This is a genomic window from Terriglobus saanensis SP1PR4 (genome assembly GCF_000179915.2).
In the GTDB taxonomy this organism is placed as follows: Bacteria; Acidobacteriota; Terriglobia; order Terriglobales; family Acidobacteriaceae; genus Terriglobus; species Terriglobus saanensis.
In genome coordinates this window covers 3,501,075-3,515,654 of the sequence record NC_014963.1, presented here as the reverse complement: position 1 = coordinate 3,515,654, position 14,580 = coordinate 3,501,075, and the positions used below count along the sequence as shown (strand labels likewise).

The 14,580-nt window shown below is 54.3% G+C and carries 10 protein-coding genes; 6 read left to right on the top strand and 4 right to left on the bottom strand.

What is annotated here, in order from left to right:
• Window positions 1–49: 49 nt before the first annotated feature.
• From ACIPR4_RS14060 to ACIPR4_RS14045, 4 genes are all read right to left on the bottom strand, one after another.
• A complete protein-coding gene (locus ACIPR4_RS14060) occupies window positions 50–1,705 on the bottom strand; it encodes a GMC family oxidoreductase (protein ID WP_013569331.1) in 1,656 nt (551 codons plus the stop codon).
• 125 nt (window positions 1,706–1,830) lie between these two features.
• Entirely contained in the window at window positions 1,831–2,700 is an 870-nt protein-coding gene (locus ACIPR4_RS21760) for a helix-turn-helix domain-containing protein (protein WP_013569330.1), read from the bottom strand.
• Between the two features lie 487 nt (window positions 2,701–3,187).
• Window positions 3,188–6,232: a TonB-dependent receptor gene (locus tag ACIPR4_RS14050; protein ID WP_013569329.1), complete on the bottom strand. Its 3,045-nt coding sequence runs from the start codon at window positions 6,230–6,232 to the stop codon at window positions 3,188–3,190.
• A gap of 208 nt (window positions 6,233–6,440) precedes the next feature.
• Window positions 6,441–7,319: an IclR family transcriptional regulator gene (locus ACIPR4_RS14045; RefSeq protein ID WP_013569328.1), complete on the bottom strand. Its 879-nt coding sequence runs from the start codon at window positions 7,317–7,319 to the stop codon at window positions 6,441–6,443.
• A gap of 225 nt (window positions 7,320–7,544) precedes the next feature.
• Between ACIPR4_RS14045 and ACIPR4_RS14040 the strand changes: the two genes are divergently transcribed.
• From ACIPR4_RS14040 to ACIPR4_RS14015, 6 genes are read left to right on the top strand one after another with little or no spacing between them, the layout of a single operon-like run.
• On the top strand, window positions 7,545–8,783 hold the full coding sequence (locus tag ACIPR4_RS14040) for a sialidase family protein (RefSeq protein ID WP_013569327.1): 1,239 nt from the start codon (window positions 7,545–7,547) through the stop codon (window positions 8,781–8,783).
• Window positions 8,780–9,850 carry a four-carbon acid sugar kinase family protein gene (locus tag ACIPR4_RS14035; RefSeq protein WP_013569326.1) on the top strand — a complete coding sequence of 357 codons (1,071 nt, stop codon included), beginning with the start codon at window positions 8,780–8,782 and terminating at the stop codon, window positions 9,848–9,850. The genes ACIPR4_RS14040 and ACIPR4_RS14035 overlap by 4 nt, the downstream gene beginning before the upstream one ends.
• Entirely contained in the window at window positions 9,847–10,839 is a 993-nt protein-coding gene (gene pdxA, locus ACIPR4_RS14030) for a 4-hydroxythreonine-4-phosphate dehydrogenase PdxA (protein ID WP_013569325.1), read from the top strand. Before ACIPR4_RS14035 ends, pdxA begins: the two co-directional genes overlap by 4 nt.
• On the top strand, window positions 10,840–12,408 hold the full coding sequence (locus tag ACIPR4_RS14025) for a sodium:solute symporter family protein (RefSeq protein WP_013569324.1): 1,569 nt from the start codon (window positions 10,840–10,842) through the stop codon (window positions 12,406–12,408).
• A gap of 11 nt (window positions 12,409–12,419) precedes the next feature.
• The gene (locus tag ACIPR4_RS14020) at window positions 12,420–13,244 is read left to right on the top strand and encodes an HpcH/HpaI aldolase family protein (RefSeq protein ID WP_013569323.1); all 825 of its coding nucleotides are present in this window, start codon (window positions 12,420–12,422) and stop codon (window positions 13,242–13,244) included.
• Window positions 13,245–13,252: 8 nt separating this feature from the next.
• Window positions 13,253–14,410, top strand: a complete 1,158-nt coding sequence (locus ACIPR4_RS14015) for an iron-containing alcohol dehydrogenase (protein WP_013569322.1) — start codon at window positions 13,253–13,255, stop codon at window positions 14,408–14,410.
• The last annotated feature ends 170 nt before the right edge of the window (window positions 14,411–14,580 follow it).

Sequence of the window (14,580 nt, the reverse complement as noted above, 5' to 3'; positions counted from 1 at the left end):
GTTCCTTCCATGTCATTGAGCATGTGAACAGTCATTACTTATGGATAAGTTATCGGGGTATCCCAGCAGATATGGCTTCGGAGCTGGCCCGGTGCCTGGTCTTGATGATCTCCGCGGCACGTTCTCCGATGACGACGCACGGCGCCATGGTGTTACCGGTTGTTATGCGGGGCATGATCGATCCATCGGCGATGCGAAGATTCTCCACTCCATAGACTTTCAAGTGGCTGTCCACAACCGACATGGCGTCTCGCCCCATTTTGGATGTGCAGGTCTCGTGGCAGTAGCTCACGGCGGCATTCCGAACAAACTGATCCATTTGGCTTGCTGGGAGCTTTCCTGGGACGACTTCGCGTTTAGCAAATGGGCGAAGGGCGGCCGAGTTGCCGATCTCACGGCAGAGTTCCACGCTTCGAATCAACGCTCGTACATCGTCAGGATGTGCCAACGTATTCGAGTGAATTTCCAGTGGATCTGACGGCGCCGGTCCTGTCAGCCGGATGTATCCTGTGCTTTTCGGCCGGATAAGTGTCGCAAATAATGACCAGCCTCGTTGAGGCGGTGGATAGCTGCCGGCTACGTCGGGACTCGGGTAAGGAAACTCCAGCAGAAGGGGTTGCACATCGGGTTCAGGAAGTGATGGGTCACTCTTCCAGAAGACCGTTGCTTCGCAGCCATTATTGCGCATCACGATATCCTGCTCAGATTCCCAGATGCAGCTTGCTGCGATGTGATCCTGGAAGTTTTGTCCCACACCCGGCAGATGCTGAACGAGCGGGATACCAAACCGTTGTAGTTCCGCTTGATCTCCTACACCGGATTGCATCAGCACCTTTGGTGTGTTGAAGGCTCCCAACGACAGAATGACCTCATGGCCAGCACCGATGCGGATCGTCTTCCCTTCATGAACGACCTCGACGCCCGTTGCACGCTTGCCTTCAAAAAGAACCTTGCTCACGAGCGTGTTCGGAAGGACCGTCAGATTTGGACGATCCATGTAGGGGAAGATATAGGTACGGAAGATGGAGAGACGCTTTCCGTTTCGGATCCTTGTATCGACGATAGAGCTGCCGCCTGCACCCTCCACCATGATTCCATTGGGACTGTCGAAGACAGGGATTCCGACACTCTTAGCACCTACCAGCATGGCGAGCGCCATCGGGTGAGGGTCTGGCGCAGGCTGTACGAACACGGTTCCTCCCGTTCCCCGATAACTCGGATCCGGCGAGCCGTGCCAGTCTTCGATGCGTTGATACGTGCGGAGTATGGATTCGTAGCTCCAGGATGGATCGCCCGATTCCTCGGCGAAGAAATCCCAATCACTCTTGTGCCCGCGCGACCAGATCATGGCATTGATACTTGACCCACCACCAAGTAACTTGCCCATGGGAAGTCCCATCGATCTGCCGTTCAAATGGCGAGAGGGATGAGCCGCAAAGGCCCAGTCGCGTTCCGATCCGATATTGAGCGGCCACTGGTTGGGTTCCGAGACCGTTGCAATTTCGTCGAGGCCACCCGCTTCTAACAACAGGACACTGGCGTTTTCTATCTCGGCGAGTCGGCGGGCGACTACCGAACCAGAGGATCCAGAACCGCAGACGATAAAGTCGTAGGAGGACCGCAGGTTCGATTTCAGATTCGCCTGATTGGCTTTGACCTTATTAAGAAATACTTCTGATCCGTTTCCCTGATCCTGGTTATTCATATCGCTCCTTGCTCTCTATGCTTGAGCAACGGTGACGAAATGAGATTTCAGAAAAGGGCGCAGGTTTTCAGATCAGTGCGATTTGGTAAGCCACTCAGCTTGAATTGGGTAGATTTTCAGTCGCTCTAAGAGCTTCTGCGAAAGTCTCCGGGGGTAACTCCCAATTTCTGGCGGAACAGGCTCGTCATGTGCGCCTGGCTTGAAAATCCACATTCCAGCGCAATGGCGGCTATCGGCGAACGCGCCCGCTTTAGCAGATGTTTTGCATGGCTGAGACGACGATCTACCAGATAGTCATGCGGGGTTACTCCACACGATGCATAAAACATGCGAAGAAAGTGAGCTCTGCTGTATCCACTCTCTGACGCAAGCGTTTTCAGAGACAATTTCCGAGTGAAGTTGTTTTCTATCAGGTCTTTGACCTTTCGGAGTATTGCTGGAGGCAGAGGGGAAACCCGCGCGTGAAGTCTCCTGGACAGAGCGGAGGCGCTTGTCAAAAAGCGAACGGCTAGCGCTTGCGCAAGGGATTCCGCATACAGTTGGCCTGACTGCGCGCCAGCTTCCAACTCTTCCGTAAGTAAGTCCAGCAGGCGAGTGGTGGTGGCATCGCGCACCGAGAGACTAAATACAGGGGCATCGGATACTCGACGATCCATCTCGCCAGAAATACCCTCGGTGAAGCTCTTATCGAACGTACAGCAGATCAACTCCGTCGCAGGAAACAGGCGTACATCGGGGACGGGCCCTGCAGGCACGATCGTGATATCTCCTGGCACCTTTGCATAGGAGGTAAAGCCACCACGTCCCGTACTTCGTTCGCCACGGGCCGAGAGAGGGCCCACCATCTGCCAAATAGAATGCTTATCCAAAGACGTCGGAACCAGAATTCCGGGAGAGCTGATGCTCTTTTCGACAACGAACCCCTCCCATGGAAGGTCGGCACTGGATGCGATTACTTTCATCGGCCGGTACGAATCGATCGAAGTAGAAAGCACAGAATTCCTCCTCTCTATTATAGCTGTCATCGCAGGTTGCATATTGACAAAACTCTTGAATTCGCGTCGACTGCATTTTATTCCATGATCTGTCAGAACACTTGGCGGTAATTGCTTTTTCACATCGCCGAATGCTCGCAGCAGCTATATGAAGGCGCTTGATGAGCTGTTCTCTTTGCTGAGGACGCACAGCAGCAGCATTGGTGGAAGGAAAGCTGTTTCGCTCCGCGTATAAGGGCCGCAAGGTGGCTGGGGCAGCTTGAATGAATGGGCGGCGCGATTGGTCGTGCAACTGTCGACAGCACAAATTGGCATCGAACGATTTGGTGCGCATGATCTTCGCCGCACTGCGCGAAACTTTGCCATAATTCGGCGGCGATCTCGAGTAGGTCAAGTTTCTTTTCGGCAGCTGCAGAAGCTTCGCTTGCCGTCGGCCAAAATGCTGGACCGTTCCGATTATTATCGGAACGGTCCAAGTATTGAAGCTTTAGAAGGTGAGTCGACCCGTAAGCTGCACTGTTCTCGGTGTTGCTGTCGTCAGTTGTCCAAATTGTGAAGAAGCTACGTTGCCTTGCAGGCCGCTATAGTTTGTGTGATTGAATGCGTTGAAGGCGCTGGCCTTCAGTTGAAACTTCAGAGTTTCTGTAAAGTCGAAGGTTTTCCCAAGAGTCGCATCGAACGTTATTAGACCAGGATTCGAGATTTCGTTGCGACGAAGATTTCCACCCCGAACCTGCGCAAGACTGAGTGGCGAAATTGGCACGGCAGCGAATGCCCCCGCATTCAAATACAGTCTCGTGCTGCGTGAGTTGGAGAGATATGGGCTAACTCCATTGACGACATCGGGACGGTCTGAAGGATACGAGGAATTGGAGTTCCGGACGACGACCGGCGTTCCTGTTTCAGCACTCACGATTCCGGCAATCTGCCAGCCATCCAGAAGCAATTTGGATCGGCGGGAGTGCATTCCCATGATCCCGGCTATGTCCGGTACCCAAAGAAAGTTGCTATGAAATCTCTGGCGTACGTCAAACGGGGTGCGTCCGTAATCGGCCTTTATGTTGTCATTGTCTTGAGGGTTTGTCTGCAGCAGAAGATTGGCGTCGGCAAAGGACATATTGCGTGACCAGGCATACGATGCTCCATAGCTGAGTCCATGCCAGGGAGCCTTAATGAGTTGAACCTGTAATCCGTTGTAGTTGCTTGCATCGCCCGCATAGTAATAGCGGAACTGCGGAAAGTTAGGTGCGGGCAAAATGCCGGTGGTCCTGTTCGGCAGATTTCTGGTCTCCGTCATATTCAGTTTCGAGGCGCGATTGCCTACGTAATCGATTTCGAGCCGATGCGAAAACGGTAGAGTCTGTTCCATACCCAGCATCCATTGCAAGCTATACGGATTGGGGAAGTTGCTGTTGATTGCCGTGTTGACTACCTGTGTAGATACAATCCCGCGGGCCTGTAAGTCCGCCAGCGCATCCTTGTAGCTTGCACGCGGCAGAGGATATTTGAGGCCGGAGTTCGTCGCCTGCGCTCCGGTCAACGTGATACGGAATGGTGTGCTTGCCGAGTCCTGAACTTCTTCGATCGGACCGCCGAAGATCGGGTGTGGGCTCACGAAGACGCCAGCGCCGCCGCGTAACACTGTGTTCTTCGCGCCGCCAGGTGCCAATGTGAAACCGACTCGAGGCTGAAAATTATTGTAGTCGCCGCTATACATTGAGTTTGCCGGTAGATATGCACCGAAGCCAGGTCCCAGCTGTGGGTTGGCTGGATCCACTCCACGATTGAAGACTCGTCCGCTATTCTCTTTGGGGATCGTGAAGTAGTCATAGCGGACGCCAAGATTCAGGGTGAGATCAGAGGTGATCTTGTAGTCATCCTGCACGAACCCACCGTACTGATAGGAACGAAGATTGAACGGGCTCAGATCAAATGTGATGACCGCCTGATTCGGAAGATTTCTCACGAAGTCAGAGGTGGAACCGTACTTTAGCGTCGCTGTGTTGAAGTCGGTACGTCCAGCGTTTTGCCATTGCAAAATGAAACCTGTCGTAAGCGAGTGTTTGCCGAGGGTTCTAGCAAACTGCTGTTCGAAGGAATAGAAGTGACCACTCTTCACAAACTGTTCCGAACCCTCCGAGTCGATTCCACCCACGACGAGCTCTTCGAGATCACTGCTGAATCCACCGTCAAGACGCTGCAGGCGGATGCGATTGGAGCCGAACCGCGTGAGGGAGGTCCAGTTGTGGCCTGAGTGGGTATATCCGGCGTTGATCGCATCCGCGTGTCCCGTCGTGGTGCGAGCATTGATGCTGATCGCATCTGGATTGATCTTGAAGGGACGCGCACGAATGTAACGAACGTAAATGAGGTTATTTTCATTCGGGTTGTAGTCGATACGGGCTGCACCATTCCCGTCGCTCTGCTTCAAAGCTCCCACGCCAAAATATTGCGCGCTGATCGCGGTCGGATCAGCCGGTTGTGCGATTGTGGGATACGCATTGAGAACGTTTGCATACTGAGGCGCAATGCTCTTCAGATAAGGCGTTGGCACTGTTGCAGAGACCGCCTGAAATGCGGAAATTCGCGCGCCTTCATAGCTTCCAAAGCCAAAGATTTTCTTGGGGAAAATGGGTCCGCCGATTGATCCTCCAAACTCATTGAAAGTCAGACGAGGCTTAAACGTAAGGAATTGGTTTCGGGCATCGAGGGCGCTGGTTTCATTGATTTCATATAAGCTGCCGTGAAATTGGTTCGTTCCGGACTTCGTGACGATGTTTACATTTCCCGACATAGTGCCACCAACCGTCGCGGGCGCGATGCCCTTGACGATGCTGACTTCGGCGATCGCGTCGTTGTTGATCGTGTTGATGATATTGGGGCCCTGGTAGAAGCCAAACGCAGGCGTCTCCGGATCGGAAGTAGCATTTGTACCGTCCACCGTGAGATTGAAGCCGGCAGGCGGTAATCCGTTGATGGAAAGGGAAGCGCCAGCAGGCGAAGGACCGCCGCCATTCGTGGTGATACCTGCGCCGAGTTGTAGAACAGAGGTCCAATCCTGGCGAGATACCGGCAGTTCAGTGATCGCCGTGCTGCTCAAATTGAAGACCTGTTGCGGCGAGGTTGTATCGAGCGTAACGGAATCCGCCGAGACTTGGACGATCATCGTGTCCGAGGACAGAGTCAGCTGAAAGTCGAGCCGATCCTTGTCCGCGGTATTCAGGGTTATCTTCGTCTTGCGCTGCCCCTGAAAGCCAGGCGCGGTTACTTCAAGACTGTATTCGCCGATCGGCACAAAATCGAAGGAGTAAGCGCCATCCGAATTCGTTCCTCCCTTGCGTTCGAGCCCGGTTGCATCGCTCTTCAAAACGACCTGGGCGTCTGGAACCAGGGCACCAGACGGGTCCGTGATCGTGCCTCCAACGCTGGCCGTGCTGACCTGGGAGTAGGCAATAATTCCACCAAAAAAAAGAGCCAGGAGGAAAGAGATCGCTGCGTGTGCAGAGCGGTTGCCGAAAAGGGGGTTGCGCATTTACGGAACTCCGTGTGGGTGGGTTTTAAGGACGCACACGTATATCAACCCCATGTTTCCAAAGTCAATACATAAATTTCATTCATGCAAAAATATGGAAATAATGAAGACCAAATGCAATCGTCAGAAACGTCTTTGTCTTGGCAAGCCGTGGAGGGCCAAGGCCACCCGAAAGGCCGCAAAGTTGACGTTTAGTTGAAGCGGGGCGCTAAGCTGAAGTCGAAGTGAACCGCAAAACATCAATGAAGGTCTTTGAAATTGCTTTCGCCGCATCGACTACGGCGTCGCGAATCGCCGCCTCGCGATCGACATCCAGTCGCTGTATCGGTGTGGATACGCTTATCGCACCCACTACGCTTGTTGCGGAAGAATGAATCGGGGCCCCATAGCAAATACCACCCAGCATGGATTCCTGCCGATCTACCGCGAAACCGGATTTACGCGACGCTTCCAATTCCAGACGCAATGTCTGCCGATCGCCGATGCTGTGTTCGGTACGCCTGACGAGACCGTATGTTTCGAGCATGCGGTCGGCAACCTCGCTGCTCTGATGGGCCATAATCGCTTTTCCCATCGAGCTGCAGTGGGGAGGGATAATGCGACCGGCGCGATTGGTGACGCGAATCGGATGGAAGGCTTCGATCGTGTCCAAAACTTGGATATATTCGGTAAACAGATAGGAAAGACTAACGGTTTCGTCGAACTGGCGACTCAGCTCTTCCATAAAAGGACGTGCCGTTGTTTTCAGTAATTCCGCTCGTTCGTAGAGTCGTCCGTGGAGAACCTTACGCGTGAGTTGGTAGGTGCCATCTCTATTTTGCAGCAGATAGTCGCGCTTCTGTAAGGTCGTCAGCACGCGGTACAACGATGATTCGGGTTGGCCAATGGCGCTGCTCAATTCTTTAAGGGACAAAGCCGATGCGCTCGAGTCGAAGGCCTCCAACGCGTCAAGCGCGCGTTCAATTGTGCGGGAGTGGTAGCGCTCTGACTGCAGCTCCGGTTTCAGATCCGACATCTCAGCTGCCGTGGCCCACTGTGGCCTGCGTCTGCGTGGGCTTTCCAATTTAGCGGTGAGTTTCTTCGGCATCTGTGTCCCAGGATTCATTCGATCTGTGTGCGCAAAGCGCATCGTGTCGCAAGTCTAACGCAGGCAATGAAAATGACGTGCCGATTAACATGACAGGATCGGAACGTCCTGCTTCCTGCCGTTTCAAGCAAAAAGCACTCGGTAGGAATTTTTATTACTTGCCAAATATGAAAGTTAAGCTCTAAACTCACTCCGCGATCGAATTTAGCTCTTTGAAGGACCACTGTGATCTACACGACTTTTAGTGTTCGCTCTTGCCATCTTTTGCTGTCTGCAGGATTACTCGTCAACTGCATCGGGTTTTCTGCCCGGGCGCAGACTGTTGCCTCTTACACTTTTAGACCTTCCGCAGGTCTCACCGCAGGCTCCAGGTCGGCGCTACTTCCGACTCTGTTTTCCTCGTCGCATGCAGCCAACCTTCTTCTCCTTCGCAATGGAGACATCCTCTGTTTTTCCTTTTCAGGAACAAGGGAGGGGGATTCGAATGTTGCCATTGTTGTTTCACGCCTGCCTAAGGGAAGCCAGACCTGGGAACCGGCCGTCCTCGTTGACCGTGAGGAAGGAAAGTCTTACCAGAATCCGGTCCCTATCGAAGATGCGCATGGCCGTATCTGGCTTTACAACACCTCTCAGAGCGCGAATAAAGGCCAGGCCGATTCACAGGTACTCAAGGTCTACTCCGATGATGGAGCCAAAACCTGGTCCAAGCCAGAAGTCGTATTCGACAAGGCCGGTTCCTATCTTCGTCAGCCCACGGTCATGGGAGAGAACGGTGAACTCCTGCTTCCCATCTACTACTCGACCAGCAGCGGCATCACGAACGGTGCGGATACGAACTATTCGGTAGTAGACGTAAGCAAAGACGCTGGCAAAACCTGGCGCGAGTGCCGCGTTACGGGGTCCAATGGGCTTGTCCAAATGAGCATCGTGAAGCTTCGTCCGAAGAGTTACGTTGCCTTTTTTCGTAGCAGGTATGCGGACTTTATCTATCGTTCCACCTCGACGAATGGTTGTGAATGGACTGCGCCGACTAAGACCGTTCTCCCGAACAACAATGCATCTATCCAGGCGACACTCCTCAAAGACGGCCACATTGCGATCGCCTTTGACAACACGCAGGGAAAATCGCCTGAGAAGCTGGCCGCTCACGAGCCGCAAACGGGCCCACGCGCACCTCTTTCCGTCGCTCTATCGTCCGACGCAGGGCTCACTTGGACGTCTGTTCGCGACCTCGAGATTCCCGATGCGGCTGTCAGGGCGTCGGTTGTCAACTCTCCGGGAGTGGGCGACACTATTCAGTTTCCGGGTGAAGAGGAGTACAGCTATCCTTCCATTCTGCAGAATCCTTCCGGTCAAATCCTCGTCGCCTACACATATCGCCGTGTTGCCATCAAGGCAGTCCTCTTCGATGAGTCATGGATTAGGCAAGGAAATACCGTCGGCGTCTACAAGCCAGCAAGATGAGGAAATTGCTCCAACCCGCATCCGTTCGTATCATTGCGGACGATCTCACCGGCGCATGCGATGCGGCAGTAGCCTTCGCGTGCGCTGGCATGAAGACTGAGGTTGAGCCTTGCTGGAACCTCTTTACGCCGTCGAACGCAGAGGTCATTGCCTTCAATACCGAAAGTCGGGATATCTCGCGCGAAGCATCCATCGCCCGTGTTACGGAGGCTGTGAGCCGCCTGGATTTGGAGCAAGGTCATCACATCTTCAAGAAGGTGGATTCGGTCTTCAGGGGCAATACTTATACCGAAATCGCCGCGATTCTCTCGTCGGTACCTCACGACCTGGCCATCCTTGCACCAGCCTTCCCGGAACTCGGTCGGATGATTATAAAAAGCCAATTGCATCACCGTGACCTCTCAGGCGAACATGCCCTCCCTATTTTGGAAGACCTCCGCAAAGCCGGAGTAGATCCAAAGGTGATCACCCACCACACTGAAATTGCAGTCGGGCACAAACTTTTACTCTGTGACAGCGACACACAAAACGATCTCCTTGCCGTGGTTCAAACAACTCTTGGACTGGCCAATACCGGTCGCGTCCTGTGGATAGGTTCCGGCGGTCTCGCTCATGCCCTGGCTGCTGCTTTCATGCCGTCGTCTTCCGAAGCCTCTTCTATCTCTCCAGGAGGCAAAGTTGTCTTTGTTGTGGGCAGCGACCATCCTGTCACTCTAAGCCAGCTCCAACATCTGAAATCCTCTGAGCCAAACGCAGTGATTCTCCCTGTCCCGCGGGGCATTCCAGATCATTTGCTTCGGGAGCAGATTGCTCCTTACCTGTCACAAGGCATCTCGTGTCTCTTTGCCACTGGTGGAGACACTGCTCTTGCTGTCTGCCGGGCGATGAAAATTCAACGTCTTCAGATTCAATCCGAGTTCGCGCGCGGTCTTCCCCAGTCCCGCATCTCCGGAGGCCTCCTGGACGGGATCACTTTCATGCTTAAGTCCGGCGGCTTCGGCGACGAAAGCGTTCTCTCCCGCATCGTCCAAACCTTATCCACCCAGGAAATGAGATCAGCCCAATGACTGCATCACGCATCCCCACCGTAGTTCTTACTCTTGGTGACCCGGCTGGAGTAGGTGCCGAGGTAACCCTCAAGGCTCTCGCAAAGGAAGAAGTTCGTGCTTCCGCAAACTGGATCGTGCTTGGAGACGGGCCCTCCATTGCTGCCGCTGAAAAAAGTACCGGTGTAAATTTTGTGGCGCTAGGCGTTGACTTCCGAGATGCAGCGTTGCTCGATACGAAAGAGCCAATTGCGTTCGGTGCACTTCGGGCGGACTACGGCGCGGCGGCGGTCCGTTACGTTCATGACGCCACTCTTATGTGTCTCGACGGCAGCGCTGATGCCATGGTCACGGCTCCGCTTAACAAAGAAGCCGTAACGATGAGCGGCATGTCGTTCTCCGGACACACCGAATACATTGCTGAGCTTTGCGGGGCCACCGAATCTCGCATGCTCCTCGCCGGAGTAAAGCTCAGTGTCGTTCACGTCTCCACGCACACCAGCCTGCGCAAGGCCTGCAATCTCGATACCCAGCGCATCATCCACACCATCCATCTTGGTAATGAGGCAATGAAGCTCCTCGGTCACGTAAAGCCGCGCATCGCGGTCTGTGGCCTCAACCCCCATGCAGGTGAGCATGGTCTCTTCGGTTCCGAGGACGAAGAGTTCATTAAGCCTGCAGTAGAAGCCTGCCGAGCCCAAGGAATCGATTGCGAAGGACCCGCCGCACCAGACACTATTTTCTTCCGAGCGGCAAAAGGGTCGCACGATCTCGTCGTCGCTATGTACCACGATCAGGGTCACATCCCCATGAAGCTTCTTGACTTTGAAGCTACCGTCAATACTTCGCTTGGCATCCCCATCATTCGCACCTCTGTCGATCACGGTACAGCCTTCGACATAGCAGGCAAGAACATCGCCGGTGAAGGCAATATGCTCGCCGCGATGAAAATGGCCGTCACCATGGCCACGCATCGCATCCTCAAATCCGAATCTGCTCAGGTGTCCTAAGTGCGCCCACTCGATCTCGTCGTTCTCGGAATCTATATGGCCGCACTCGTAGGCATTGGCCTTCATTTTGCGCGTCGACAGACGACCACAGAGAGCTACTTTACAGCGAACCGCAGTATCCCCGGCTGGGCAATGGGCATGTCTCTGCTCGCCACCATCATCACGAGCGTCACTTTTATCGCGTATCCGGGCGCGGCCTATGCAGGCGATTGGTCGCTCCTTGTTCCCGGTATCATGTTCGTGGCGATTCTCATCTTGATCGGCTCGGTCGTCGTCCCGTTCTTTCGGCACGTGGTTCACATGAGCACCTACGAATACTTTGGCCGACGCTTCGGAAAGATCGTTCGGCTCTATTCGTCCTTAGCTTTTGCCATCGGCCATTTTTCCAAGATGGGCTTTGTCTTCTATCTTCTTGCACTCACCATCTCCAGCATGACCGGCTGGAACGTCAACACTGTCATCATTGGCACCGCTCTGATCACTATTTTCTATACGATGCTCGGCGGTGTTGAGGCCGTCGTCTGGAGCGATGTTGTCCAAGGCTTTGTCCTCTGGACAGGCATTATCGTCTCCATCGCTTATCTTCTCTTCCTTCCGAGGCAAGGGCCGCACGCTGTTCTTGCCGACGCGTGGTCGCACGGCAAGATGAGTCTTGGCAGCACGAGCCTGAACCTCGACAAGCCCACGATTCTGGTACTTGCGATCTACGGGTTTTTCTTCTACCTGCAGAAGTACACGGCAGATCAAACGGTGGTCCAACGATACCTGATCGCTAAGACCGATCGGAGTGCTCTGCGTGGCATGTTTCTGGGCGCATCGTTGTGCTTGCCGGTATGGACCGCCTTCATGCTTATCGGCAGTCTTCTATGGAGCTTCTATCGCCTCACCGGCGAAAGTATCCCCAAGAATCTGACTCGCCCGGATCAGGTTTTCCCGCACTTTCTTATTACTCACATTCCTTCCGGACTAGCGGGTCTGTTTGTTGCCGCATTGCTGGGCTCCGCCATGGCGATGCTTGCGTCCGATATGAATTGCCTCTCGACGATAGGCGTTGAGGACTTTTATTTTTTGGCACGCCCACAAAGCACGGACAAAGAAAGACTCAGAATGGGCCGCTTGATCGTGGTTTTCAGCGGCCTTGCTGCTGGCGGTGTTGCGCTTCGCCTGGCTCACAGCCAGGGGGGCGCTCTATCGCTTTATTACACGATTACAGCCATCGTCGCCGGTGGCTTGGCCGGACTTTTCCTGCTCGCTTTTCTGATCCGCAAAGCCAACCGGGTAGGCGCCCTGGCAGGAATCTTCGCGAATCTTCTCTTCACAATCTGGGCCACTCTTACACTTGGCGGCAAGACCATTAACCTCGGCCGTTTCAACTTTCCGTGGCATGACTACATGATTGGCGCTATTGGACATCTGATCCTCTTCGGCTTCGGCGTCGTCTTTAGCTTCTTCTTCCCACGCTCCAAACCAATTGCGGAAGATCTCACCTTGTGGGGATGGAGAGAGCTTCGTCTCTCCCGAACCCAATCGGAAGCGACCGCCGCAACAGCCACCCAAGTACTTCCTTGAGGAGAATAAGTATGAACCGTCTCCACCGCGCCATCGAACTCGCAGAGGGCAAACCCATCCTTGGCGCTGCTGTATATTTCTACGACCCTATCTTCCTGGAAATGGCAGCGCACCTCGGCTTCAAGGCGATCTGGATCGAGATGGAGCACGCCGCCATTACCTTTGCAGAGGCTGCCGATCTTTGTCGGATGGCAGCAGGGAGCGGTATGCTCACCATGATCCGCATCGCAGATACCAGCCGGAACAATGTACTGAAGGCCGCCGAATGTGGGCCTGACATGATCGACATTCCCATGGCAGATGACGTGGGCAGCGTGGAAGAACTTGTCCGTTATGCACGCTTCGCCCCGGTTGGCGCCCGTGGTTTCTTCAGCGTCTCACGGGCGCTGAAGTACGGCCTTGTCGACGATGTTCCAGCTGAACAGCAGAAACTCAATGAGGACCTTTCGCTTCTAGCCCAGATCGAGAGCAAGGAAGCTCTCGCACGCATTGATGAGATCTGTGCGGTCGAGGGAGTTGATATCTTCATTGGCCCAGCAGACCTGGCTGCCAGCCTCGGATATCCCGGACAGACTTCGCATCCTGCAGTCCTTGAAGCGGCTTCGACGATCGTCCGCGTTGCCCGCAGCCACGGAAAGAAGATCGTCACGGCCTGTGGCGCGGCTGATTACATCCACTGGACCCGTCTCGGAATCGACCTGCTCTTCGCGACGAACGATATTGTCTGTCTCCGGACGGGAGCCCAGTTGGCCCTGAAGGCCGCGGCTGAGGCTATTGCTCAGGCGGCCATGGAGAAGGTGCATTCGCACCATCGCGTCGAGGTTGGAGAGGGCTAGAGAAAGCGATGTCTATGAGAACCATTACGTTCCTTCAACCCAGGCGCCTAACCTTCGGTCCAGGTTGCATTACAGACTGCACTGCGTACATCGCAGCGCTTGGCAAACCTCGCGTTCACATCGTCTCTTCTCCATCCATGACGACGGTTATAAATACTCTCCGAGTTTCTCTTCAGGAACTTGGATGTAAGGTAACGTTTGATCTTAGTGTCACCGCTGAACCCACGATCTCGATGTTCGAGAAGGCTTTGGCGTATGCCCGTGCGGCCGGACCGACCTGCGTTCTCGGAATTGGCGGTGGCAGTCCTCTTGATGTTGCCAAACTCATAGCGGCTTTTACATATAGCGAGCAGGCGGTTCAAGAAACCTTCGGCATCGGACTTCTCAAGTCGCGTGACTGCCATCTCGTCTGCATCCCCAGTACTTCAGGAACCGGCAGTGAAGTCTCCCCAAATGCTATTTTGCTTGATGAAGAAGCCGCTTTGAAGAAAGGCGTTGTCAGTACGTTTCTTGTGCCGGATGCTACCTTCATCGACCCCGAACTTACTTACTCCCTCCCTTCCTCGATCACTGCATCCACTGGCCTGGATGCGCTGACCCACTGCGTCGAAGCCTACACGAACCTTTTTGCCCACCCCCTCGTTGACTTGTATGCTCTTCAGGGAATCACGCTCTGTGCGAAATACCTGGCTATGGCCGTTCAGGATGGACATGATATTGAAGCCCGCATTGGAATGTCTCTTGTCAGTCTCTATGGTGGCCTCTGCCTCGGCCCTGTGAACACCGCTGCAGTGCATGCTTTGGCTTACCCTTTGGGCGGCGAGTTCCATCTTGCTCATGGGCTCTCGAACGCCATCCTCTTACCTGCAGTCTTTCGCTTCAACGCCAAGTCCACACCGGACCGTCACGCGGATGTGGCCCGGGCCCTCGGTGCGCCCGCAGGTCTACCCGACGAAGAGACTGCAGCCTTGGGTGCCGACCTCCTGACTCAATTGGCCGAGGCTTGCGGCCTCATCTGCGATCTGGGCCGTCACGGCGTTACGAGAGGAGATATTTCACGTCTGGCTCGATCCGCCATGACTGTGACGAGACTTCTAAAGAACAACCCTAGATCGATTGAGCAGGCCGATGCAGAACTGATTTATCATCAGTGTTTTCTGGGATAATCTGCGCATTGGGATACCCCTACGCTTTGAGGTCTAGCGTGAGGTGAGATGGTCGGAGCGGCTCCCTTCTATGGGGCGGTCGAGCGCTACGATCGGGAGACGGTCGAACTCATGGCTCATTAGAAGAGACTTGGCCTTACCGGTGCGTGCGGGGATGACGACCAACCCTT

What these genes read in the sequence shown, in the direction of transcription:
- ACIPR4_RS14060 (WP_013569331.1), bottom strand. Translation starts at nt 1,705, where the DNA reads ATGAATAACCAGGATCAGGGAAACGGATCAGAAGTATTTCTTAATAAG.
- ACIPR4_RS14050 (WP_013569329.1), bottom strand. Translation starts at nt 6,232, where the DNA reads ATGCGCAACCCCCTTTTCGGCAACCGCTCTGCACACGCAGCGATCTCT.
- ACIPR4_RS14045 (WP_013569328.1), bottom strand. Translation starts at nt 7,319, where the DNA reads ATGCCGAAGAAACTCACCGCTAAATTGGAAAGCCCACGCAGACGCAGG.
- ACIPR4_RS14035 (WP_013569326.1), top strand. Translation starts at nt 8,780, where the DNA reads ATGAGGAAATTGCTCCAACCCGCATCCGTTCGTATCATTGCGGACGAT.
- pdxA (WP_013569325.1), top strand. Translation starts at nt 9,847, where the DNA reads ATGACTGCATCACGCATCCCCACCGTAGTTCTTACTCTTGGTGACCCG.
- ACIPR4_RS14020 (WP_013569323.1), top strand. Translation starts at nt 12,420, where the DNA reads ATGAACCGTCTCCACCGCGCCATCGAACTCGCAGAGGGCAAACCCATC.
- ACIPR4_RS14015 (WP_013569322.1), top strand. Translation starts at nt 13,253, where the DNA reads ATGTCTATGAGAACCATTACGTTCCTTCAACCCAGGCGCCTAACCTTC.